26 protein-coding genes and 2 pseudogenes are annotated in these 22,547 nt (G+C 40.9%); 19 read left to right on the forward strand and 9 right to left on the reverse strand.

Annotation, left to right across the window (positions count from 1 at the left end):
* Positions 1-657: 657 nt before the first annotated feature.
* Complete coding sequence (locus ACH0QE_RS03400) at positions 658-1,428, forward strand: 3D domain-containing protein (RefSeq protein WP_415799286.1); 771 nt, start codon at positions 658-660, stop codon at positions 1,426-1,428.
* Between the two features lie 69 nt (positions 1,429-1,497).
* Here ACH0QE_RS03400 and ACH0QE_RS03405 read toward each other — a convergent pair whose 3' ends face one another.
* Positions 1,498-2,277 carry a hypothetical protein gene (locus ACH0QE_RS03405; protein ID WP_415799287.1) on the reverse strand — a complete coding sequence of 260 codons (780 nt, stop codon included), beginning with the start codon at positions 2,275-2,277 and terminating at the stop codon, positions 1,498-1,500.
* Positions 2,278-2,429: 152 nt separating this feature from the next.
* Here ACH0QE_RS03405 and ACH0QE_RS03410 point away from each other — a divergent pair, with 152 nt between their 5' ends.
* Together ACH0QE_RS03410 and ACH0QE_RS03415 are read left to right on the forward strand one after the other, a co-directional pair.
* Positions 2,430-3,185: a TraR/DksA C4-type zinc finger protein gene (locus ACH0QE_RS03410; protein ID WP_415799288.1), complete on the forward strand. Its 756-nt coding sequence runs from the start codon at positions 2,430-2,432 to the stop codon at positions 3,183-3,185.
* Between the two features lie 126 nt (positions 3,186-3,311).
* A complete protein-coding gene (locus ACH0QE_RS03415; RefSeq protein ID WP_415799289.1) occupies positions 3,312-4,172 on the forward strand; it encodes a YihY/virulence factor BrkB family protein in 861 nt (286 codons plus the stop codon).
* Between the two features lie 136 nt (positions 4,173-4,308).
* Here the strand turns inward: ACH0QE_RS03415 and ACH0QE_RS03420 are convergent, their stop codons facing one another.
* Complete coding sequence (locus ACH0QE_RS03420) at positions 4,309-4,560, reverse strand: sigma-G-dependent sporulation-specific acid-soluble spore protein CsgA (RefSeq protein WP_415799290.1); 252 nt, start codon at positions 4,558-4,560, stop codon at positions 4,309-4,311.
* A gap of 3 nt (positions 4,561-4,563) precedes the next feature.
* Positions 4,564-4,764: a hypothetical protein gene (locus ACH0QE_RS03425; RefSeq protein WP_415799291.1), complete on the reverse strand. Its 201-nt coding sequence runs from the start codon at positions 4,762-4,764 to the stop codon at positions 4,564-4,566.
* 144 nt (positions 4,765-4,908) lie between these two features.
* Between ACH0QE_RS03425 and ACH0QE_RS03430 the strand changes: the two genes are divergently transcribed.
* The 4 genes from ACH0QE_RS03430 (at position 4,909) to ACH0QE_RS03445 (ending at position 8,367) form a co-directional block, all read left to right on the forward strand.
* On the forward strand, positions 4,909-6,042 hold the full coding sequence (locus tag ACH0QE_RS03430) for a zinc-dependent alcohol dehydrogenase (protein WP_415799414.1): 1,134 nt from the start codon (positions 4,909-4,911) through the stop codon (positions 6,040-6,042).
* A gap of 156 nt (positions 6,043-6,198) precedes the next feature.
* The gene (locus ACH0QE_RS03435) at positions 6,199-6,789 is read left to right on the forward strand and encodes a class I SAM-dependent methyltransferase (RefSeq protein ID WP_415799415.1); all 591 of its coding nucleotides are present in this window, start codon (positions 6,199-6,201) and stop codon (positions 6,787-6,789) included.
* Positions 6,790-6,854: 65 nt separating this feature from the next.
* Positions 6,855-7,283, forward strand: a complete 429-nt coding sequence (locus tag ACH0QE_RS03440) for a ferritin-like domain-containing protein (RefSeq protein ID WP_415799292.1) — start codon at positions 6,855-6,857, stop codon at positions 7,281-7,283.
* Positions 7,284-7,434: 151 nt separating this feature from the next.
* The gene (locus tag ACH0QE_RS03445) at positions 7,435-8,367 is read left to right on the forward strand and encodes a c-type cytochrome (RefSeq protein WP_415799293.1); all 933 of its coding nucleotides are present in this window, start codon (positions 7,435-7,437) and stop codon (positions 8,365-8,367) included.
* Positions 8,368-8,485: 118 nt separating this feature from the next.
* Here ACH0QE_RS03445 and ACH0QE_RS03450 read toward each other — a convergent pair.
* Positions 8,486-8,715: pseudogene (locus tag ACH0QE_RS03450) on the reverse strand (thiamine permease); the annotation flags it as partial.
* A gap of 49 nt (positions 8,716-8,764) precedes the next feature.
* Positions 8,765-9,013: a hypothetical protein gene (locus ACH0QE_RS03455; protein ID WP_415799294.1), complete on the reverse strand. Its 249-nt coding sequence runs from the start codon at positions 9,011-9,013 to the stop codon at positions 8,765-8,767.
* A 322-nt stretch (positions 9,014-9,335) separates the two neighbouring features.
* Between ACH0QE_RS03455 and ACH0QE_RS03460 the strand changes: the two genes are divergently transcribed.
* Both ACH0QE_RS03460 and ACH0QE_RS03465 read left to right on the forward strand, forming a co-directional pair.
* Positions 9,336-9,524: a hypothetical protein gene (locus tag ACH0QE_RS03460; RefSeq protein ID WP_415799295.1), complete on the forward strand. Its 189-nt coding sequence runs from the start codon at positions 9,336-9,338 to the stop codon at positions 9,522-9,524.
* Positions 9,525-9,791: 267 nt separating this feature from the next.
* A complete protein-coding gene (locus ACH0QE_RS03465; RefSeq protein ID WP_415799297.1) occupies positions 9,792-10,034 on the forward strand; it encodes a hypothetical protein in 243 nt (80 codons plus the stop codon).
* An 82-nt stretch (positions 10,035-10,116) separates the two neighbouring features.
* On the opposite strand, the gene ACH0QE_RS03470 is transcribed toward ACH0QE_RS03465, so the two are convergent.
* Positions 10,117-10,272: a hypothetical protein gene (locus tag ACH0QE_RS03470; protein WP_415799298.1), complete on the reverse strand. Its 156-nt coding sequence runs from the start codon at positions 10,270-10,272 to the stop codon at positions 10,117-10,119.
* 182 nt (positions 10,273-10,454) lie between these two features.
* On the opposite strand from ACH0QE_RS03470, the gene ACH0QE_RS03475 reads away from it, so the two are divergent.
* From ACH0QE_RS03475 to mug, 6 genes are all read left to right on the forward strand, one after another.
* Entirely contained in the window at positions 10,455-10,886 is a 432-nt protein-coding gene (locus tag ACH0QE_RS03475) for a hypothetical protein (RefSeq protein WP_415799300.1), read from the forward strand.
* A 192-nt stretch (positions 10,887-11,078) separates the two neighbouring features.
* Positions 11,079-14,036, forward strand: a complete 2,958-nt coding sequence (fdhF, locus tag ACH0QE_RS03480) for a formate dehydrogenase subunit alpha (RefSeq protein ID WP_415799301.1) — start codon at positions 11,079-11,081, stop codon at positions 14,034-14,036.
* Entirely contained in the window at positions 14,029-14,586 is a 558-nt protein-coding gene (locus ACH0QE_RS03485) for a DUF1641 domain-containing protein (protein ID WP_415799302.1), read from the forward strand. The genes fdhF and ACH0QE_RS03485 overlap by 8 nt, the downstream gene beginning before the upstream one ends.
* A 118-nt stretch (positions 14,587-14,704) precedes the next feature.
* Entirely contained in the window at positions 14,705-15,529 is an 825-nt protein-coding gene (fdhD, locus tag ACH0QE_RS03490) for a formate dehydrogenase accessory sulfurtransferase FdhD (protein ID WP_415799303.1), read from the forward strand.
* A gap of 139 nt (positions 15,530-15,668) precedes the next feature.
* Complete coding sequence (locus ACH0QE_RS03495; RefSeq protein WP_415799304.1) at positions 15,669-15,914, forward strand: hypothetical protein; 246 nt, start codon at positions 15,669-15,671, stop codon at positions 15,912-15,914.
* Positions 15,915-15,950: 36 nt separating this feature from the next.
* Complete coding sequence (mug, locus tag ACH0QE_RS03500) at positions 15,951-16,469, forward strand: G/U mismatch-specific DNA glycosylase (RefSeq protein ID WP_415799305.1); 519 nt, start codon at positions 15,951-15,953, stop codon at positions 16,467-16,469.
* A 26-nt stretch (positions 16,470-16,495) separates the two neighbouring features.
* On the opposite strand, the pseudogene ACH0QE_RS03505 reads toward mug, so the two are convergent.
* Together ACH0QE_RS03505 and ACH0QE_RS03510 are read right to left on the reverse strand one after the other, a co-directional pair.
* Positions 16,496-16,956 (reverse strand): annotated as a pseudogene (locus ACH0QE_RS03505) (GNAT family N-acetyltransferase).
* A complete protein-coding gene (locus ACH0QE_RS03510; protein WP_415799306.1) occupies positions 16,946-17,437 on the reverse strand; it encodes a VanZ family protein in 492 nt (163 codons plus the stop codon). The pseudogene ACH0QE_RS03505 and the gene ACH0QE_RS03510 overlap by 11 nt, the downstream one beginning before the upstream one ends.
* Positions 17,438-17,826: 389 nt before the next feature.
* On the opposite strand from ACH0QE_RS03510, the gene ACH0QE_RS03515 reads away from it, so the two are divergent.
* From ACH0QE_RS03515 to ACH0QE_RS03530, 4 genes are all read left to right on the forward strand, one after another.
* A complete protein-coding gene (locus ACH0QE_RS03515) occupies positions 17,827-18,264 on the forward strand; it encodes a peptidylprolyl isomerase (RefSeq protein WP_415799307.1) in 438 nt (145 codons plus the stop codon).
* Between the two features lie 205 nt (positions 18,265-18,469).
* The gene (locus ACH0QE_RS03520) at positions 18,470-19,213 is read left to right on the forward strand and encodes a hypothetical protein (RefSeq protein ID WP_415799309.1); all 744 of its coding nucleotides are present in this window, start codon (positions 18,470-18,472) and stop codon (positions 19,211-19,213) included.
* 30 nt (positions 19,214-19,243) lie between these two features.
* A complete protein-coding gene (locus tag ACH0QE_RS03525; RefSeq protein WP_415799310.1) occupies positions 19,244-20,107 on the forward strand; it encodes a DUF3307 domain-containing protein in 864 nt (287 codons plus the stop codon).
* Between the two features lie 158 nt (positions 20,108-20,265).
* Positions 20,266-21,651, forward strand: coding sequence for an FAD-binding domain-containing protein (locus ACH0QE_RS03530; protein WP_415799311.1), 1,386 nt, complete (start codon positions 20,266-20,268; stop codon positions 21,649-21,651).
* Here the strand turns inward: ACH0QE_RS03530 and ACH0QE_RS03535 are convergent.
* Positions 21,634-22,527, reverse strand: coding sequence for a DMT family transporter (locus ACH0QE_RS03535; RefSeq protein WP_415799312.1), 894 nt, complete (start codon positions 22,525-22,527; stop codon positions 21,634-21,636). The genes ACH0QE_RS03530 and ACH0QE_RS03535 overlap by 18 nt on opposite strands.
* Positions 22,528-22,547: the final 20 nt, after the last annotated feature.

Consider the following 22,547-nt stretch of genomic DNA (forward strand, 5'->3'; position numbering starts at 1 on the left):
CTTCATGAAGTTATCTTAATCCAGCTCCAGCGCCTAGCCCCTCGAGTCGCTTCGGTCCGCCCAATGAAGTCAAAGAACGACTTCACCGGTCGGCCCTCCAGCGCTTGTCAGGGCTGAACGAGGCGCTTGCGCTTTTTGTTCGTGTGATGAAAATCCTTTCTAGGACATGAAGACATCGTGTTGAAAACTGTCATCATAATTGAATACGCTTGACGCTTCGTAAATTCAAAGAGATCAATGGAACTGATTGGCGCCCTAAAAATTAAAAAAGAAGAAAAAGAGGTCACCAATGAAGCTGATTAGCGTAATGAAAAACCTAATAATGGAAAAAGAGATCACCGATAATGCAGATTTATTACGAAAAAGTAAATTAATAGATAATAAGGACACCAATTAAAGACTTTGGGATCCTTTTAGAAACACAAACTATCCAGGAAAGATATGGATACAGAAGAAATAGATAGAATATTTTTCAAATTAACTAGAAATTATTCCTACGAAAGTATTATATAGACAGAATTTTCAGTAAGTATGACATGTTATCGTTATAATTCTGTTATTCTCGTAATCCAATTTAAATATGCTTGTTCTTTTTGTACCGAAATTCTATGTTACGATAATTCACGTGATAAAAATTAGCCGATGGGAGGCAAACAAATGAAAAAGTCATTATTATCTTTGGTTGCAGCAGCGGCAATTTCTGGAGCTGCCGGCACACAAGCACAGGCAGAGGAAATCGTCGTACATAAGGGGGATACGCTTTGGGGTATTTCTAAGGAATACGGCGTTACGGTAGATTCACTAAAAAAATGGAATAACTTATCGAGTGATGTCATTCATCCAAACGATTTACTAGAAGTATCTCCTATTAAATATGCACAAGTTAGAAAAGGTGATACACTTTGGAGTATTGCTAAGGCTTATGGTGTTACAGTAAATGATCTTAAAGATTGGAATAAATTATCATCCGATCTTATTCATCCAGGACTGAGTCTGGCTGTGTATACAAACATGCCTGCGGAGATGAAGGTTGAGAAAAAATCTGCCAAGCCGGCTGCTACTCCGGTTGCAACGCCCGCATCAGCACCTGCAAGTCAGGTAACAGCACAACCAGCTGCTACAAAGCCAGCAGCAGCGACAAACCAGATTACAGTTGAAGCGACAGCTTATACAGCGAATTGCACAGGATGCTCTGGTATTACAAAGACAGGTGTGGACCTGAAAGCTAACCCAAATGCAAAGGTAATCGCTGTTGATCCAACTGTTATTCCTCTGGGATCTAAAGTATATGTTGAAGGCTATGGCTATGCCACTGCTGAAGATATTGGCGGGGCCATTAAAGGAAACCGTATTGATGTCTTTATCCCTACTCAAAGCGGTGCTCTTCAGTGGGGAAGAAAGCAAGTGAAAGTTACAATCTTGGATTAAAAATATCATACGGAAACAGGATGAGAATTTAGTTCGGAAAAGCATTGGCAATTTTGCCAATGCTTTTTGTTATTTTTCCTGTTTTGTTTTTGTTTTAAACGTCTTACCTTTGATAAATTTCTTTTGAGTGATATTGGGCATGATAAGGCTTAAGAAAAACTGTGAGAATTTGGAGGACTGTTCTTCAATTTTCTCAAGGATAGAGTTAGCTTTTTGCGATAAAGATATTTTGATCTCGCCAAGTTGATCGGTGATTGTTTCACCAACAGCATCTTGTTTTCCGAGTCGTTCCATAATTGTTTCATGGAAAATTCCCTGCAAGTCTGCATGTTTTGCCAGCATATCCTGAAGCTCTTCCTGCTTTTTAGCCTGTATAACCAGTGCTTTAGTGACATCTTCATATTCAAGAAGCTTTCGGTTCAAGTCCTGTATCATTGATTGCTGATGGGCAAGCTGGTTCAAAATCGCCTCACTTGTTAGCTCCCTACTCAAGAGAGCTTTTGAAAACTGTTCATGCATGACTTCGAGTTTGATCAGTTTATCATCGATTTCAGTTGTGGATTCTTTTTGTTCCGAGATGTTTTCCATGACTTTTTCTGAAATATTCTCCTGTTTCGCCAGAAAAGAAAACATTTCCTGAAACTGAGTATATTGCTCTTGTCTATTATGCTCCAGGTTACGATCGAATTTTGTTACGCTACCTGTCAATTCATTATTCAACTTTTGCTGCTCATTTAGGATTTCTTGTAAATAATTCAGACGAAATTTCTCCTGGTTGCTCTGTTCTGCAATCTCATCGTTATTTCGAAAAACCTGTGGTGAAACATATCCATTTACAAATAAAGGCATAGGCATCACTCCTGATTATAAGTTGTCATATATACTATGACTTCTGTTGCAATAATGGTACTTGCGGGAAAGATAACACTTATTACCTTTTATTAAATAGAGCAGATTGCAGCAAGCTAATAAAAACCGCTTTAAAGAAAGGAGCAGCTGATATGCTAACACAAGGGCAACTGTCGGCATTTAAGGCAGAGCTTCTCAAAAACAAAAAAGATCTTGAGTCCCACCTTGACGGGAATGACCATTTTGACCTGAGAAGTGGACATGCTCATGAGTCAACTGGTGAGCTTTCGAGTTATGATAACCATCCAGGGGATGAAGGGACTGAGTTATATGAACGGGAGAAAGATATTGCACTGAACGATCATGTAGAATATCAAATCCAGAGTATAGATAAAGCTATACAGGCCATTGAAAAAGGAACATACGGAAAATGCGAGGTTTGCGCGCGGGAGATTCCTTATGAGCGTCTTCAAGCTGTACCCGAAACGACATTTTGTATTGAACATACACCTGATCGCACGGTTTCCCATAACAGACCTATAGAAGAAGGTGTGCTCATGCCGCCTTTTGGAAAATTCGATCTGGATAACAAGGATGAAAATGTCGCATTTGATGCAGAAGACTCCTGGCAAGAGGTATCAAGCTGGGGGACTTCCGAAACTCCATCAGATTTTATGACGCCACAGGATCACTATAATGACACTTATATTGAGTCAGAAGAAAATGTAGGCTATGTTGAAGATTTTGAGAATTTTATCGGAAACGATATTTCCGGCAAGGAAATAACCGTTTATCCAAATAAGCAGCATGAGAAATACGAAAACGAGCTGGATGAAGAGGGGATTATGACATCCTTTGGAGACCTTCCTGCTTACGAACATGACCCATATGTAGAAGACGACAAGTAGATTGTGAAAAAAAGACCAGCAATGGTCTTTTTTACGTTTTAATATAGGTCTTTTTGTCATGATTAAAACCTCTCTTGACGGGGAAAAGACAAGCATACTTAAAAGTCATTGAGAGGTGAGTCATAATTGAAAGAGAAACTTAAGCACTATGGGAAAAGCCTGCTGGAGGAGCTGAAAAAAGACCGTGCAACGGGCCTGGCTGCTCAACAGGCGTATTATTATATGCTAGCATTGTTTCCATTGCTGATTCTGTTGATAGCAATTGTTCCTTACTTGAATATCGATCCCCAGAAAGCGATAAATGTTGTAAATCAATTATTGCCCTCGCAATCAGCTGAGTTATTAAGAGATAATGTTGTCAAGCTGGTAAGCGAACGAAACGGAGGACTCCTTACTTTTGGTATCATAGGTACGATATGGTCAGCATCGAGTGGCATGAACGCTTTTATAAAAGCGATGAATATTGCGTTTGATGTAAAGGAAACAAGATCATTCATTAAGGCAAGACTTGTTTCGATTATGTTGACACTTGGGCTGATCCTGGCGTTTGTAGTCGCGCTCCTCTTGCCGGTATTCGGAAAAGTAATATTGGATACTGTGCAATCAATCATCCAGATTCCTGAGCCCTTTGATATTGTTTTCAACATTGTAAGGTGGGTTGTAGCGATTGTTGTAATGGCAGCAGTTTTGGCAGGCTTATATCGAGTAGCACCAAACAAACATTATCCATTCAAGCATGTAATACCAGGTGCGATTTTCGCGACAGTAGTCTGGCAGCTGATTTCCCTGGGATTTTCTTTTTACGTTAGCAATTTCGGAAACTATTCAGCCACATATGGAAGCATAGGCGGTGTCATCGTATTGATGCTCTGGTTGTTCCTGACCGGCCTTGCACTTGTTCTTGGCGGAGAAATCAATGCGATTTATCACAGGGACAAGACGGGTGAAGAGCCAGTAGAAGAGCATGCAGCTTCAGTGAATAGTTAAGACTGTTTTCGCAATTTACATTTCTTGAAGAAAGCAAAATTGTTTACGAAAATGAACATAGTAAAAAACAGCAGATCAATCTTCTGCTGTTTTTTTATCTTTTAATGAATAAAAGTTGCAAGGAAGATTCCACTGTTCAATAGAGTAATTCATATACTTCGTTCAATTGCTGTGCACGTTTTTCGTCTAATTCATTTTTTGCATACTCAATCGCATCGGGGAGAATTTTATTTAAAAATTCTATTTCTTCAGCGGTTAGGTCCCTGACAAAGTCACCCTCAGAAGGGTAATCACCTTGTTCTAAGCGCTGATAAATCTTCTTGCTAAGTGGATACGTCTCTGTGTAATTGGAAATGATTTCGCGCAGATAAGCTTGTGTTTTTTCCATAGTCTACTCCTTGAAATATTCTTTGAATTGGTCAGAATCAGTTGTTTGATCATTTGTGAAATATGGATTATCCTCTGTTGCATCACTCGGGTCCAAATTTGTTTTAATGACCAGCTGCGGTCCATTTGCAGGTTCTGCGATAACTCGGTCTGACATTTCCTTGAAGTCAGGAGGGTTTTTATTTCCGGGCTGTTTATTCTCCATTTTCAACACCTCCATTTTATAACTTGCTTTGTTGAAGGGTAGTTTATGTATAGAGCTAATTATTGGAAAAAGTTCCATAGGTGTTTTCTCTGATAACTTCGAGGGAAACATAAAATGTACTTAATTGGAATGGGGTGGCGAATGATGAAAGCAGTTACTTATCAAGGTTCTAAGGATGTACAAGTGAAGAATGTAGAAGCACCAAAGATAGAACATGAACAAGATATGATTGTAAAGATTACCTCAACAGCTATTTGCGGGTCGGATCTCCATCTTTATCAGGGTAACATGCCACTAAGACCTGGCTACATCATCGGACATGAACCAATGGGTATTGTTGAAGAAGTGGGTCCCGGCGTTAAGAACTTGAAAAAAGGAGACCGTGTTGTCATTCCTTTCAATGTTTCATGTGGTGAATGTTTTTACTGCCAAAATCAGATGGAAAGCCAATGTGATAACACTAATGAATATAAAGATACAGGAGCGTATTTTGGATACACAGAGCAATATGGCAACCATCCGGGTGGACAAGCAGAATATCTAAAAGTGCCGTACGCTGATTTTACTTCATTTGTCGTGCCTGAATCATGTGAGCTGGAGGATGAGTCGCTATTGTTCCTGTCGGATGTCATCCCAACAGCATGGTGGAGTGTAGAGCACGCTGGCGTAAAGAAGGGAGATACGGTCATTGTTCTTGGCAGCGGGCCAATTGGATTGATGACACAAAAATTTGCCTGGATGAAAGGCGCTAAACGAGTCATCGCTGTTGATCACCTCGACTACAGGCTGATGCATGCTAAAAAGACCAATAGTGTAGAAATCTTTGATTTTACACAGGAAGATGATCCGGGAAAATTCCTGCAAGACTTGACGGACGGCGGTGCCGACGTGGTAATAGATTGTGTAGGAATGGATGGAAAGAAGTCTGTCGTGGAAAAAGTAGAACAAAAACTGAAGCTGCAGGGAGGAACCCTTTCCGCTCTGGAAATTGCTCATACAGCGGTACGGAAATTCGGAACCGTGCAAATTACCGGGGTTTATGGATTAAGATACAATATGTTTCCGCTTGGCCGATTTTTCGAACGCAATATCACGATGAAAATGGGACAGGCTCCTGTTATTCACTACATGCCAAAACTATTCGATATGGTCACTAACGGGGAATTCGACCCAACTGATATTATCACACATAAATTGCAGCTTGATGATGCGGCAAAAGGATATGAAATGTTCAACGATCGGAAAGATGACTGTATCAAGGTAGTGTTAAAGCCATAAGGTACATGGGATTGCATATACAAAATCAACAATATGGGCAATAGTAAAATCTTGGAATTATAAAGAAAGGTCCTGGCTAAAGCAATAGCTTTTCCAGGACCTTTTTAATTATAATGTAGAAAAAGGTAACAGTTAGGAGCATTAATATTGGGAAAAATGTTTGCTTTTTCTTATGATAAACTCATGGAACCTCTTGAAAAGAAATGGATTGCGAGAGTTAGGAAAAAAATAGTTTCTGAATTAGAGGGAAAGGTACTTGAAATAGGCGCGGGTACAGGAGCGAATTTTCCTTACTATTCCAGAGCAAAGGTTGAAAGTGTTGTTTCATTGGAGCCCAATCCTCATATGCTTGATCAGGCAATACTCAAGGCGAAGGAAGTAGGATTGCCAGTCGAGTTCCATCAGGGGATGGCAGAGGCACTCCCATTCAATGATGGTGAGTTTGATACTGTTGTGGCCACGCTTGTTCTTTGTTCCGTGAGTGAGCCGCAAAAGGTTTTTCAGGAAGTGAGAAGAGTGTGTAAAAAAGGCGGGAAAATCGTCCTTTTTGAACACGTAAGGACTGAGTCAAAATCGCTTGCGGTCCTGCAGGATGTCCTGACTCCCGCGTGGAAACGACTGTGTGATGGCTGCCATTTAAACCGTGATACAGGTCGCTACATGAAGGAATCTGGAATCAGAGTGGTAAAAGAAAAGAAGTATTTAAAGGGTATTTTTGTTGAATATGAGGGACTTAATCCAGAATAAATGGAAGCAGGCACACCCTTCTCTCCTCTCCATACACTAATACAAATAGTTTGGGGAGGTATGATATGTATCCTTATTATGACCATTACAGACAGAACCAAAAGCTTGTCAGTGACCTGATTAAGGCTATAAATGGCGAGTACAGTGCAATACAATGTTATGCAAAGCTTGCCGCCATGGCACCTAATGCAGAACAGCGAGACCAAATCAATGAAATTCTGAATGATGAAAAAAAGCATCTTCGGCAGTTTTCACAAATATATACAACTCTGACAGGAAAGCAACCACTCCCGCAGTTGATTGAAGAATGCGCTGAAACGTATCTTGAAGGACTCGAAGCATCCTTCAAGGATGAGCAAAAAACGACTGATTTTTATCACGAAATAGCTGATGAAGCTGCAGACCCAGTCATAAAAGAAGTGTTCAGGCGTGCAGCCTATGATGAACAGAACCATGCAGTGTGGTTCCTCCACTATATAGGGAAAGAAAAGTAGGAGCTGGAGAAATCCAGCTCCTTTTTCCTATTCTTATAGTTTTCACTATTTCTACATATTTAATATAAAAATAGTAGTGTTATATATACTAGAATGGGTATAGGGAAATGGAATAGCAGATTAGAATAATCTACATAAGGAGGAAAACATTATGAAAAACAGTCTCGCAATCATTATTGGATTTTTAATCGTTGGTTCATTATTCGTTGGCTGGAAAATTAGCCAGGACCTTGGGCCAGCTGAAACAGCTACTGCACCTCAGCCGCAAACTGAGAGTGCCAGCAAAGAAATTGAGTTCAACCCGCCAAGCATGGAGGATGTACCTGATGGTCCTCTCGGGGAAAGTATTAAATATGGACATGAGCTAGTAATGGAAACAAATACAGTAGCAGATGAGTACGTTGGCAATAATCTTTCATGTGCAAGCTGCCACGCAAACGGAGGTACAGTGAAAGAAGAAGCCCCGATGGTCGGGCTTTCTGCAGTCTATCCAGAATACAGGCCGCGCGAAGGTGAGGTTTACACTCTGGAAGATCGTATCAATGGATGTATGATCCGAAGCATGAATGGAAAAATGTTCCCGACTGACAGCAAAGAAATGCGCGCGATGATTGCTTATTTGCAATACATGTCAGAAGGTGTCCCTGCTGGAGCAGACCTTCCGTGGAGAGCGCCTAAAGAGCCAAAGCAATATCCTGTTCCTAGCGTTGAGGACGGTGAAAAGCTTTATGCCCAATCTTGTGCAAGCTGCCATGCTGCCGATGGATCTGGTACTGGAACAAACACAGGACCTGCTGTTTGGGGAGAAAATTCTTTCAACGACGGTGCAGGTATGTCAAGAATGACCAAAATGGCGGGATTTGTACAAAAGAACATGCCTAAAGGGCAGGGAGGAACTTTATCTGACCAGCAAGCGATCGATTTGGCTGCATTTATCCTTTCGCATGACCGACCAGAATTCAAAGGGCATGAGGGCGACTGGCCGAAAGGCGGGAGACCGGCAGACATCATGGATAAAGAAAAACGTGAGCAAGTCAAAAACGGTACAATCGATTGGGAAGCAATACTCTCGGTAAAAAATTAAGACTAGTAGAAACCCAGCACCTGCATTTGCAGGGCTGGGTTTTATTATAGTTCGCCTTTATACAATTCAAGTTAACCAAGCTTGTGTGAGGTAAAAGCACTCACGAGAACTATGCAGATCAGTAAACATAACAGCAGCCAATCCTTTGTACAGAGATAACTTTATAAAATTCTCGGTTTCTATTTCCTGTGAAACCTTTTGACTCCATTGCAATAGCTGTTCTTTCTGCTTCTCGAATTCATCTTTTATCAAAGAAAGAAATTGATAACCAGCGATGATGGAATAAGCAATCTTCGGAGAAAGCCTGCATTGCTGCATCAAGCTAAGCAAAAAATGAATTGGGTTTGTCGGCAGGGCAATAGTCTGAATTGTAAATGGGTAAATTTAAAAGTTTAAATCATTCGGAATCGTTCTGGAAAAATTTCCTTCTGTTGTAACTTTCCAGTGTGCCGAGCTCCTTATTGAGCAGCCACTCCATTTCCTCCAACGCGATTTTCGAGACAACAGGGTCACCCAATGACCAATTGACAGTATAGATGAAGTAATAATCTTTGATTTGCCGGAAAGTGGCGATCGAGTTGGGAAAAACGTCAAATTGCGCTTTGATATTATATCTCTTTGTGTAAGACCATTTTATAAGCTTCATAGAAAGTCTCCATATATTTTAATAACTCTTAAAGGGTGATAGGGCTCAGTATGAATGAGATTCTTTTCTGACTGCCATTGCCAGTACGGAACTAATCACATGAACACCACAAAAAAACAATTCTCGATATAAATTACCCTGTAAGACTGGGTGAAAAACGAATCTTACTCCAACATAGTGTTGCAAGCTGATGGAATATGTTAAAATAGAGAACGTTGCAGAAGGGGTAGCGACATATATCTACATAATATCAAACTGCTAGCAATATGATAGATTTTTGTTTTTATATAGAAGTGGAAGTATTTGGAGGGAAGCCGAATCCATGAATGAAGCCCAGAGAATTCAATTGAACGTTAGAGTCTCCAAGGATACATCTGACAAACTAGATGAAATTGTACAATACTATCAAGAAAATACGAAAGTCGGCAGAATATACAAAGGCGATGTATTAACAGACATTATTGAAAAATCATATGAGATCATGCAAAAGCAAAAGAAGTTGAATAGATAAAGTGGTTCTCGCACAAATTGTTGCTTTTCGAACTTTTACTAGGTCATATAAAGGTTTCGGGAGATCTTTTCGAGGCGACTTCTGAACAAGAATTGCAATAATTAGTTGAGAAAGCAACAAAGTTTACGGAAAGCGCAATAGATAAAAAGTACTATGCCAAATTGTCAATTCGAAAATGTGGCAAATTAGTGACAAAATAGTTGCGATAATCAATAATTAGTCGTATTATTTAAATAATCTGATAATGCGATAAGGTGGTTATTGATTATGATGCGTATGGCAATTGCAGGTGTAGCCGGCTTTGTCCTTGTGTTCATTGAGTCATATATTGTGATGGTTTTAAAACAGTACGAGACGATTGAGTTTGGAGGAATGGCCCCGTTTGTGAGCGTTTGGTCGATGAACTTTTTCCTTGTTTTCTCGATCCTTACCCATATTAAATTTTGGTATGAAGAACGAGAAGCGGAGCGTGAGGAAGATGCGGCGGAAAGAGACCGTTTCATCAGTTAAAGCGTAATGTTCGTAAAGCAATTTGGAATATTAATAGTGTAATGAAGAATGCGGAGAAAGGCAGGATTGCCTTTCTCTTTTATTATGCCTTGCTTTGATCTTTATCGTTGTGGTCGCGTTCTGCCTCTTCAGCAGCTATCCTTAGTTCCTGGAAAAATAATTGATCGTTGCACACCATGCTATGCTGCTCTTCAGTTTCCTCTTTTGGAGTTCTATGATTATTTTGCTTTTGCTCCATTTTTTTGTCCTCCTTACACCCGGTTAATGTTTGTTTATTACCTTTTTCCCTTATCAACAAAATTCATGCATCTGGTAACTTCGTTGTAAGTATTTACTAAAGTTTTTAAATCATGCAAAACAAATTCATTAACTTTTACTTGCTGTGGGAAACTATTCCTACTTTACTATTGGAGGGGAACTATGGATGAACTGAAATCTGTTTATTACTTTGATAATGACCAGCAATTTCTTAAAATTGAGTTTCTAAGTGCCTCAAAAAAATCTCCTTGGCATGCTTATGTTTTTGATGAAAATTGGAATGACATCATCAGTGCTGCTGCAGCTATTTCCGACACCATGGCCGATAGTGTTGAATTTGTTTATGACCGCCTTGGAATTCGTGGCAGGATTGCAGTCCTGGCAGACATTATGCCTTGTGATTCACTGACAGATATTGTTGATGTTTCATTATTTCATCTTCAGGCATTGCTTTTCGCTTCAGCTATCATCGTGAATGGTGATTACGATGAGTTAGAAAGCTATGGTTTTTCTAAAGAAAAATCCAATAGTGGAAACTCGCTGTATATTCTTTCCTCTAATGAAGTGGGGAATGATGCCTGCCGCTTTCTTTAGTGTGGTTTAACAAAGCCTTTACCTGATTCAGGTAGGGCTTTTATTTTTGTTCTTGTGGAAGAGAAATATTATTTGGGTATCAGCAAGTCTCTACTTATTTTTTTCAAAAACTCTTTAAAAAGTGGTTAAAGTCATTCGACGATGGGGTAGTGAGAAAGGAAGTGATTTCTTTACAGAAAGGAAGATGAGGCTTTGTCTGGCAAAATAAATGTGAGTATCAACGGTGCCGAAGTGACGGCAGAAGAAAATCAAACAATCCTTCAATACCTTTCAGATAGCTCGGTTGAAGTGCCCAGTGTATGCTATCACCCAAGTCTTGGACCAATCGAGACGTGTGATACTTGTATTGTAGAAGTGAATGGAGAAATGGTCAGGTCTTGTTCGACGATCATGAAGGATGGTGATGCCATCGACACAGTGGCGCCAGATGTTAAGAAGGCACAAACAATGGCGATGGACAAGATCCTTTTTAACCATGAATTGTATTGTACTGTCTGTGACTACAATAACGGGATGTGTGAGGTACATAACACAGTAAAAGAAATGAAAATCAATCACCAGAGCATCCCGTTTGATCAAAAGCCTTATGAAAAAGATGAATCAAACCCTTTTTATCGATATGATCCTGACCAATGTATTTTATGCGGGAGATGTGTGGAAGCTTGTCAGGATGTACAGGTAACCGAGACGCTGAGAATTGATTGGGAACGTGATCGTCCACGTGTCATTTGGGATAATGATGTACCAATCAATGAATCCTCATGTGTTTCATGTGGACATTGTTCTACGGTATGTCCTTGTAATGCGATGATGGAAAAAGGAATGGAAGGCGAAGCCGGCTTTTTGACAGGGATCGCAAAAGAAACTTTGCGCCCGATGATTGATATTACCAAGAATGTCGAGACAGGTTACGGTTCCATTCTGGCGATTTCCGATATGGAAGCTGCCATGCGTGAATCCAGAATCAAGAAAACGAAGACTGTTTGCACATACTGCGGAGTTGGGTGCAGCTTTGATGTATGGACGAAGGGCCGCGAAATCCTGAAGGTCGAGCCACAGGTTGAAGCTCCAGCCAACGGAATTTCTACATGTATAAAAGGCAAATTCGGATGGGATTTCGTCAACAGCGAAGAGCGCCTGACAAAGCCGCTGATTCGTGAAGGAGACAGCTTCAGGGAAGCAGAATGGGAAGAGGCATTGAATCTGATTTCCAGTAAATTCACAGAAATCAAGAATGAGTATGGTCCCGACTCCCTAGGCTTCATAACCTCGTCTAAATGTACAAATGAAGAATCCTATCTAATGCAAAAATTAGCAAGGTCTGTAATTGGCACAAACAATGTCGATAATTGCTCCCGGTATTGCCAAACGCCAGCGACGGTAGGTTTGTTCAGGACAGTTGGACATGGGGGAGATGCTGGATCCATTACAGATATCGCGATGGCTGATCTGGTCATCATTGTTGGATCGAATACAGCAGAAGCTCACCCAGTACTGGCAACAAGGGTAAAGCGTGCACAGAAGCTGAATGGTCAAAAGCTTATTGTTGCTGATTTGCGAGAGCATGAAATGGCTGACCGAGCAGATTTGTTTATTCGTCCTAAGGCAGGCAGTGATCTTGTCTGGATTTCAGCTGTGACAAAATATATTATCGACCAGGGTTGGGCGGATGAAGAATTCCTGAACAATAAAGTCAATGGACTTTCAGAATACGTTGACAGTCTTGAAGGTTTCACTTTGGAATATGCAGAAAAAACTACAGGCCTTTCTAAAGATACGCTGATCGAGATTGCTGAGAGCATTCATAAAGCAAAAAGTGTTTGTGCACTATGGGCAATGGGAGTTACACAGCATATTGGCGGGAGCGACACCAGTACAGCGATTTCGAACCTATTGCTGATTACTGGAAACTACGGCCGTCCAGGAACGGGGGCATATCCACTGCGTGGCCATAACAATGTCCAGGGAGCAGGTGATTTTGGCAGCAGCCCGGACTCACTGCCAGGATACCAAAAGGTAACAGATGAAGAAGCGCGCATGAAGTTTGAACAGGCATGGGGAAACAAACTGCCTGCTGAACCAGGGATCAATAACCATGACATGGTTGAAGGAATGCATAACGAAACTCTTAAAGCTCTTTACATCAAGGGTGAAGAGATGGGCCTTGTGGATTCCAATATCAATCATGTCCAGGCTGGCTATGAGAAGCTGGAATTCTTTGTAGTCCAGGATGTGTTCTTCTCAAGGACTGCACAATTTGCAGACGTTGTTTTGCCAGCAAGTCCGAGCTTCGAAAAAGAGGGGACGTTTACGAATACCGAGCGCAGGATTCAGCGTTTGTACCAGGTATTCGAGCCAGTCGGTGACTCAAAACCTGATTGGCAGATCTTGATTGAAGTCGCCAATCATCTTGGGGCAGGTTGGACATATGAGCATCCTTCTGAAATCATGGCTGAAGCGGCAAGGCTGATGCCGATTTACTCGGGCGTGACGTATGAACGCCTTGAAGGATATAAGAGCCTTCAATGGCCGGTACAGCCTGATGGAACTGACAGTCCTGTCCTGTATTTGGATGGCTTCCCGTTCCCGGATGGTAAAGCGCGGCTCTATCCGGTAAAATGGTCGATTCCGATTCAATATGGAGAGGAATATGATATCCATGTCAATAATGGCCGCTTGCTTGAGCATTTCCATGAAGGGAACCTAACTTATAAGTCAGAAGGAATCACCTCGAAGACACCTGAAACATTCCTTGAAGTCTCTCCAGAACTTGCAGAAGAAAGGGGCTTAAAGGATGGAACACTCGTCAGGCTGACATCGCCGTATGGCAACCTTAAGGTCAGATGTGTTGTTACCGACAGAGTGCAAGGTAAGGAAGTCTATTTGCCTATGAATGACCAGGGCGATGCTGCAATAAATCTCCTGACAAGCAGCTACGGTGATAAAAACACCGATACTCCAGCATATAAGGAGACAAAGGCCAAAATGGAAATACTTCAACTTGAAGGAGTCAATCCTTTGCCAAGGAATAATTTCCGATACGGCAATCCACAGCCGCAAATCGGCGTCCAAGTCGAAAAGAAGTGGGCTCGTCCAGATTACAGCTTTCCAGGAGATCTTGTGAAAAAGGAGCGGACCCATCATGGCTAAAGCAATCACTAACATCAATCGTATACAGATGACAGAGGAACAAAAACGTAAGAGTGACCTGGAGGAAATCGAGAATGCTCTGCTTGATAACAAGGATGCGATTTTACAGTCGATGGACATTCTTAAGCATATGAATCAGCGCGGGGTGCTGACGCTTTTGGACGGATTGTTCAGTGAAGGGGATAAGGTCCTGAATGTTCTTGTCAAAGCAGCAGACAAGCCTGAGGCTACCAATACAATCAAGAACCTTTTGCTGATGGTTGGCGTTCTCGGTACCATCAATGTCCAGCAACTTGAACCTTTGCTGTTAAAATTGAATTCTGGTATTGCAAGAGTAGCAGAATATACTGATAGCGAAGATGAGGACAAACTAGGATATTTTGATATAGTCCGTTCTTTGAAAGATCCGGAAATAAACCGCGCGTTATCTTTGCTCTTTGAGTTCCTTAAAGGGATGGGTGAAGATACTGAAGGGCTTGAAAGAACAACTCAGCTACCTGAAAATCAGGATATCCATCAAAGTCAGGGTGGTACGCTGGAGAAAAAGTAGTCTATTAGGCAGGCAGCAAGCATTAGCTTGTCGCCTGCTTCTTAAGTTTGATTACTCAGCTTTTTGGATAAAAGTAGATTATTGTAAAGCAAAACTTCAATCAGAGAGGATGGCTGCTTTGAAACCAGTAGAAGTTAAAAGGGAAATCCTTCGTTTTGGAGATGGCCAGGCCGAAAAATTGGAAGACAGTATCGTAACAGAATATACTGTCACCATTAAATTAAATGGTCAGGAGTTTGTTACAATGGTCTGCACTCCAAATTACATTGAAGAAATGGTCATTGGGTACCTGGCTTCAGAAGGAATCATCCGGAGGTATTCAGATATAGAAGATATATGGATCCAGGAAAAAGAAGGCTTTGTTCATGTAAAAACATCCAGGGTAAATCCTGTGTATAGAAACTTGCAAGGTAAGCGTTACCTAACATCATGCTGTGGAGCAAGCCGGTCGGGATTTGTGTTTGCGACAGACGCAATGAACGCAAAAAAACTGCATAAGGTGGAGACAGAAATCGAAGTAGAGGATTGTTTCAGGCTTATGGAAGAAATGCAGGATTCCGCTGACCTTTTCCAAAATACAGGGGGAGTCCATAATGCCTCTCTTTGTAGTTTATTCGGCCCTGTTGTGTCGAGGATGGATATCGGTCGCCATAATGCCCTGGATAAAATTTATGGTCATTGCTTGAAGAATGATATCCCGATTCACGATAAAATAATTGTTTTCAGTGGACGGATTTCTTCGGAAATTTTATTGAAGGTTGCCAAAATTGGCTGCCCGATTGTATTGTCCAAATCTGCTCCTACTGAGCTTGCGCTTAAACTTGCGGATGAGCTGGGCATTACGACAATCGGTTTTATAAGACATCGTTCCCTGAATGTTTATACACACCCGGAGCGTGTCGCAGAAGCAAAATTCAGAGTCCAGGAAAGCCAGGTTGAATAAACCTGGCTTATTTTAGAGAGAACAGGAGCATGGTTGAGGAAACTCCTGATTCTGAGATTCCTAGGGAGAGACTAATGGACCTTGTATAAGGTGTGTAAAAGTATGGGAAAATGGAGGTGAGAGCTGAAGGAGTGATAGAATGGGTGAAAAGGAAATGCAAGATATGTTCGAATGGGCAGGTTTATCAGATGTTTATGAACAACACGGCTATAAAATGTGGCTGAGCGGCCTTGAAGACAATATTGATACCGAACTATTGGATCACTTTTCGGACGCTTATTCATTTGAAAGTGCCGAAACGATGTATTATGACGAGTTTTTGTTCCATCTAAGAATTTTCAAGAATATCCGCAAAAATAATGAGCTGCCTCCCCGATATTGGTGAGTGCATAGATACATAAATTGGAGAGGAGTGGGGATTGTGGAGCCGATTTCTGATCATTTACGTAAAAATCTTGACGTCATTTTTGTTGGTTTCAATCCGAGCATCCGTTCTTCCGAAACAGGTCATCATTACGCCAACCCAAACAATAGATTTTGGAAGATACTTTTTGAATCAGGTATCACACCAAGAAAGTATGATTCTTCAGAGGATGATCATCTTCTGGAATTAGGCTACGGGATGACGAACATAGTTGGGCGTCCGACTAAAGCAGCGGATGAGATTACGAAAGAGGAATACCAGCAGGGGAAGCTTGAGTTAAGGAAGAAAATCGAGAAATACAGTCCAAAAATCGTTTGTTTCGTTGGGAAAGGCGTTTACCAGCAATACAGCGGCAAAAAGGATATTCCATGGGGAAAACAGGATGAACCTGTCGTAGCTGGTACCGTTGATTTCGTTGCCCCTTCCTCAAGCGGGCTGGTGAGAATGAAAATGGATGAAGTAGTAGGGATTTATAAAGAACTCACATTATTGAAAGAACGTTTAATATCCAAGTAAAAAAGGACCAGGTGAGGTCCTTTTTTTTACTCTGATAAATGCATCGATAATCGAACCATATCCCTGCATTGAATTCCATTTTCGAAAATGGGTTCTTCATAATTCTTTATAAAAAAGTCATGATCTATTCCAGTGATTCTGAAGCCAACTTTTTGATAAAGAGCCAGTTGGTTAAGGCTCGAATTTCCTGTACCGATTTCAATGGCATTAAAACCTTTTTCGGCTGCAATTTGAATCCCATGCTTCAGCAGGAGGGTGCTTAAACCCTTGCCTTGGTGGAATTCATCGACTGCCAAGTTCATAATTTCGATAATATGATTATTAACCGGCACAAGGACGATTACTCCGATTGTAACTTCGTTTTCCGACTCAACGACATAGCAAAAACCTTTACCTAAATATTGTAAAACCAATCTTTAGAAGGATCAGCCAGTAGCAGCAGATTCCATGGCGGCTGTTCGCCGTCTTTTAACATTTTAATGTCCATGTGTTTTCCCCTTTAATAAAAGTAGAAAGATAATTTTGATTAGCAGGTATCCAATTGCACCGCCTATTGTGTTGAGAATAATATCATCGATGTCGAAACTGCCAACTCTGGTTGCAAACTGGAGGAACTCCACCGAAGTAGTCGCCAGAAAGACAGTACTGATCGTTCGCCAAAACCCCATGAACCTTTTAAATAACCAGGGGAGGAAAATTCCTAAAGGGAAAAAGGCAAGAACATTGCCAAATAAATTGGACATCCAGATACTTTGATTGATGTGCGAAGAAGCCTTAATGTAGTCTGTGATTGTTTTAAACGGGATTATGTTATATGGGTTGGTGCCTGCAGAATTGATTTCATATGCAGCCTGCCTGTATGGGCTAAGGAACAACAAAATTACGGCAAAGATGATGTATATGATGAATAATGCATAAGATAATGCTGAAATCCATTTCTTGTGTTTAAAATCTATTAGCTTTAGCATAACTACTCCTTAGGTTTGTTGATATAGACGGCCATGGAAACCTGCACGGAATCAATTAACCTACTAAATTATCAATTTAATTAGTGGGTATATAAAACTTTGATTTTCAATACATCAATTTAAATTAAAACAACAGCCTGACAATTTCCGATTAAAATAAAAACCTTACCACAAGGCAAGGTTTGATCATATGTATTATCATCCTGCTAGAGCAGGGCCCCTGCCGTCCGTACAGTGGTTAAGTGTCCCGCAACAAGCGAATGTCCGGCAGAGGCAGTTATATTTTAACACAACCATGGTGGAAAAATACAATTTGAAGGTGGATACTTTTATTTTTATTTGGAATAGTGGTATGATAACAATGATTTTACCATAAGGAGATGATTTACATGTCTAAAAAAGGATACATACAAATGCAAAATGGTGAAAAAATCGAATTCGAACTATATCCAAATGAAGCTCCTGGTACAGTTGCGAACTTTGAGAAGCTTGCAAACGAAGGCTTCTATAACGGTTTGACTTTCCACCGTGTCATTCCTGGTTTTGTTAGTCAGGGGGGGTGCCCTTCAGGAACAGGAACTGGCGGTCCAGGCTACACAATCAAGTGTGAAACGGAAGGCAATCCGCATAAGCACGAACCAGGCTCTCTTTCTATGGCACACGCTGGAAAAGACACAGGCGGCAGCCAGTTCTTCATCGTACATGAATCACAGCCACACTTAAATGGCGTGCACACTGTGTTCGGGAAAGTTACTTCTAATCTAGAAGCAGCTAAAGCGATGAGCAACGGAGATGTTATGGAAAAGGTCGTTGTTACTGAAGAATAAGAATTCACAAAAGAGCCTGAGGGCTCTTTTTTTTGTACGTAATTACCCATTGTATCGAACATACGCTCTTGTTAAAATGTAGTAGAGTGTATTCGTATAAAAATAATTAAAGTGTAAAGACTAACATTGAATAAATTTGACTATAATATCTAATTTATATAAAATTAGATTAATTAGTATAATATAAATGTTGGGTGGAATGGCAATGAAGCCAGTTTCTGTTTTCATAATGGATGTAACGAAGTCTTCTTCCGCAGGTTATGGTGAGGAGCTGAGCAATTATTTAGCGCAACTTGAGACATATATTGGCGATTGGTACGGAAAGAACGGTTCAGTTCAGGTTAAACACCGGTCTGGTGATGAACTTATTCTTCTGTCCGAGGGATATTCATCCGCTTTTATCACAGCCTTTTATGTCAGCTCGCTTTGGAAATATGAAAAAAACCTGCCGTATTTTGGACTTACCTACGGCAGCCTGGATAAGAATGTAGAAGAAATTGATATTGAAAAGTGGATCCATCCATTGGTTAAGCAGGCTAAAAATGCGAATGACCATCTAAAAAAACAAAAGGACAGGGAATCCTTCCATTTTCAACTTAATGATGTTGAGCCCGGTTTGCAGACATTAATAAATAGCATGCTCATGCTGCAGCACGTATTGAGAATGGAGCAAACTCAAGTCCAACGGCTCGTTTGCTCGCTTTATCTTATCTATGGAAAGCAAAATGCAGTTGCCGAACTTCTCGATCGATCGGCTCCTACGGTTTACAGCCATTTTAAGAAAGGCCATTGCGAGCAAATCCTTCGTGGTTTCCGAGATATCGTCAGTGTTTTGGATGATCGTCAGGCAAAGGAGTTCCCAGAAATGGGAAATAGTCAAACGAAGGTTCTTGAAGACAGCATTAGAACAAATATGAAAAGCCAGGTGCAGAATATTTTCAGCTTCTAGATTCTGGTGAAAGGAGCAGGCATGCTTTTATTGAGTTTAATTATTGTGCATCTACTAGCCGATTTTTACCTTCAGACTGATCATATGGTACAGAGCAAGCTGAAAAATCTTAAAAAGCATATACTTCATCATTTCCTGGTAAACACAGCTGTACTCACGGCAGGCTGGCTCTTTATTTATCAACAGAATGATACTGTAAAAACTGTCGTCTGGCCAGTTCTATTCATAACAGGTACGCACCTAATCATTGACCTGGTGAAGATTAAGCTTGTGGATCAATTATCGGCACGCGAAAATCTAAATAAACTTTGGTTTTTTATTTTAGACCAACTGTTGCATCTTTTAATGTTGTTGATAGCTCTCCAATTGTTTTTTCAAAAATCGCTAGTTTCCAATGTTGATAGATTTATAAAGCTTCTGTTCGAGGAAGGGCGGCAATTGGACGCTTCTAGTACGATCCTCATCATTGTCATTATTTTAATATTGGGGACAACGGTAAGCGGACATATAATACGTATCCTTCTTGGCTCTCTGCCTGGGCAGCTATTAACTTTTGAAGGGAAATATACTTTTAAAAATGAGCTGAAGGAGCCGGCATATCCGCAAAAAAGTAATGGTGAAAGAGCACTGTCCGAGCAATACAACTATATGGTCTTCAACAAACACGATATGTCACGAGGAAAGCTGATAGGTTATATCGAGCGACTTCTGGTTATTTTACTTACATACTACGGTTCGTATCCAGCGATCGCCTTCATTGTTACCGCAAAATCAATTGCCCGTTTTAAACAAATGGATGATCGTGACTGGGCGGAATACTTTCTCCTTGGCACCTTGACGTCCATGTTCATGGGTATCATGTTCGGAATCCTTTTAAGAGAAGTATTAAATTAGTATTGATTAAAATGGATTATTATTAGAATACCTTACATTCGCACCTTTAATGGTTTTGAACTCCAGTTGTTCCTGTTTCAAGAGTACAATAATATGGTTTTGATAGCACTAAGCTTTCTATAGAGCCATACAAAAGAGTTAATAGTGGAGTGGTTTGAATGAACATTGTCCTCTTCAATAAAGATTTGCGCATTTCCGATCATCAGCCATTGACTGAAGCAGCCAGGTCAGGAGAGGTATTGCCGCTGTATGTTTTTGAATCATCTCAATGGAAGGAAACGCCGCTTTCAGTCCGTCATTTGCAATTTGTTGTTGAAAGTCTGGATGAGCTAACAAAGGGTATTGAGGGAAAGGGAGGTAAACTCTTTTTCGCAATCGGTGAGATCGAGACGGTTTTGGAAAAATTGCTGGACACTTATGATTCTATAAATTTATTTACGCACAATGATAGCGGGTTAATGGATAAAGTTATGAAATGGGTGGAGAAAAATCAGCAGAGTCTGTTTTCTTATGGTCCGGACCTTGATAATGTCTCAGGAAAGCATTTTAATAATCGTTTGGAATCTTATTTAAAAGAACCGTTAGCTGAAGTTCCAAACAGGATTGTTGTACCGTCAAAAACACCAGATTTTCTGTTCGGTGATTTAAAAAAAATTAATAATTTCAGGATTAAGGGAACTAAAATCCGCTTTGGGCAGCAAGGGGGGGAAATGAAGGCTATTGAAACGCTGGATTCTTTCCTCGAAGGCAGATTCGAAAACTACATTGAAAGACATCAAAAACCGCTGCCATCCTCGCTTTCGTCATCAAGGCTTTCTGCTTATATAACATGGGGAAATATATCGATCAGGACTATTTTTCAAAAAACTAATGAGAAATTGCAAGCATGTGAGCTGGAGGAAGATAAAATTCAGCTTGAAGAGTTTTTATCAAAGCTTACTGCTCGAGTCAAAATTTGCAGTATGGAAATACAAGGTCAGCAATTGGCAGATGTAAGGGGAATTAAAAGAGAATGGAATGAAGATTGGTCCCAGCGCTGGCTTCAGGGAAGGACGGGAATCCCGATTATCGATGCAGCCATGAGAAGTCTGGATAAAACGGGATGGATGAACTTTTCGTTGCGTGCTATGGTTACGTCTTTTATTGCCAATACATTATTGTTTGATGAGAAAAAGCTATCCGCTGCACTGGCAGAGTTGTATTTAGACTACGAACCAGCTGTGCATGATTTCTATATTCAGCAACAAACGGGAGTGAAAGGGAAGATGAAAATCATTGATCCCGTTAAAGTCGGCAGGCAGCTTGACCCGGATGGCGCGTTCATCCGCCGATATATCTCTGAATTAAGCAAGCTTCCGGACGAATACATTCATGAACCTTGGCTTTATCCTGCATTTTATCAGCTTAACTATGAAGCACCTATGGTCGATGTGAAAAAGGCGTATAAAAAAGCCAGGCTTCAAAACCAGTCCATAAAGAACAAAGGAAAGCCAGGCCGAACAAAAGAGGAAGGGGAAACCGAGCAGTTATCCTTTGATTTTTAAAGAGGATTCTGTCATTTCATTCCTCCCTTTGAAGTAGGTCAGGGAAACTCCAATAAGGGTAATCACTCCGCCTGCTATCGTCAGGATCGCCGGTACTTCTCCCAGCCATATCCAGGCGATGAGGAAAGAAGCAGCAGGTGTAAGGTATAAGGAACTTGCTGCTTCAGAGGCACCTGATTTGGCTGTAATATAGGCTATAGCAAAGTAAGCAACCACCGTGGGGAAAAGGCCGAGATAAATAGCACTCATCGTTGCTCCTAACGGGGCTTCAGTAATCTGAGACACAGTGCCAGGAGAAAAGAAAGCCATCAAAATGGTGGCGGCCCAAATCGTATAGGCCGTAAATGGGAGAGCACCATATTTATCTAAATAATTTTTCTGAAAGACAAAGTAAAGTGATTCAGATAACGAAGCAATTAATATCAGGATTACTCCGATTCCTAACTCGAAACCTCCGCCAGTCCCGAAGGAGATGAGGACAATTCCTGCCATACTGATGGAGACGCCAGACCAGTACCATTTCCCAGTGCGCTCATGGAAGAACATCCTCCCTAATAATCCAATAAAAACTGGTGAAGTTGAAACAAGCAGGCTGGCAGCACCTGCGCTGACTGTTAGTTCACCAAAACTTAGCGCTGTTTGATAAACTGCGAAACCCAGGAATCCAAACAAAAATATCACAGGCCAATCTTTTACTTCTGGAAGTTTCATTTTTATTACTGCCGCGTAGCAAACAAGAGCCAGTGATCCGATCAAGAGTCTCAAGAAAGACAAATGCTCTGGTGAATATCCTTCGAGACCATGCCTGATCCCCGCAAAAGCCGATCCCCATAATAAAATTACGAGTAAGTGTGCTGCTACCATTCTAATGTCCATGTAATCCACCCCTGTTAAAA

This window comes from Mesobacillus sp., assembly GCF_047739415.1.
Classification (GTDB): Bacteria; Bacillota; Bacilli; order Bacillales; family Cytobacillaceae; genus Mesobacillus.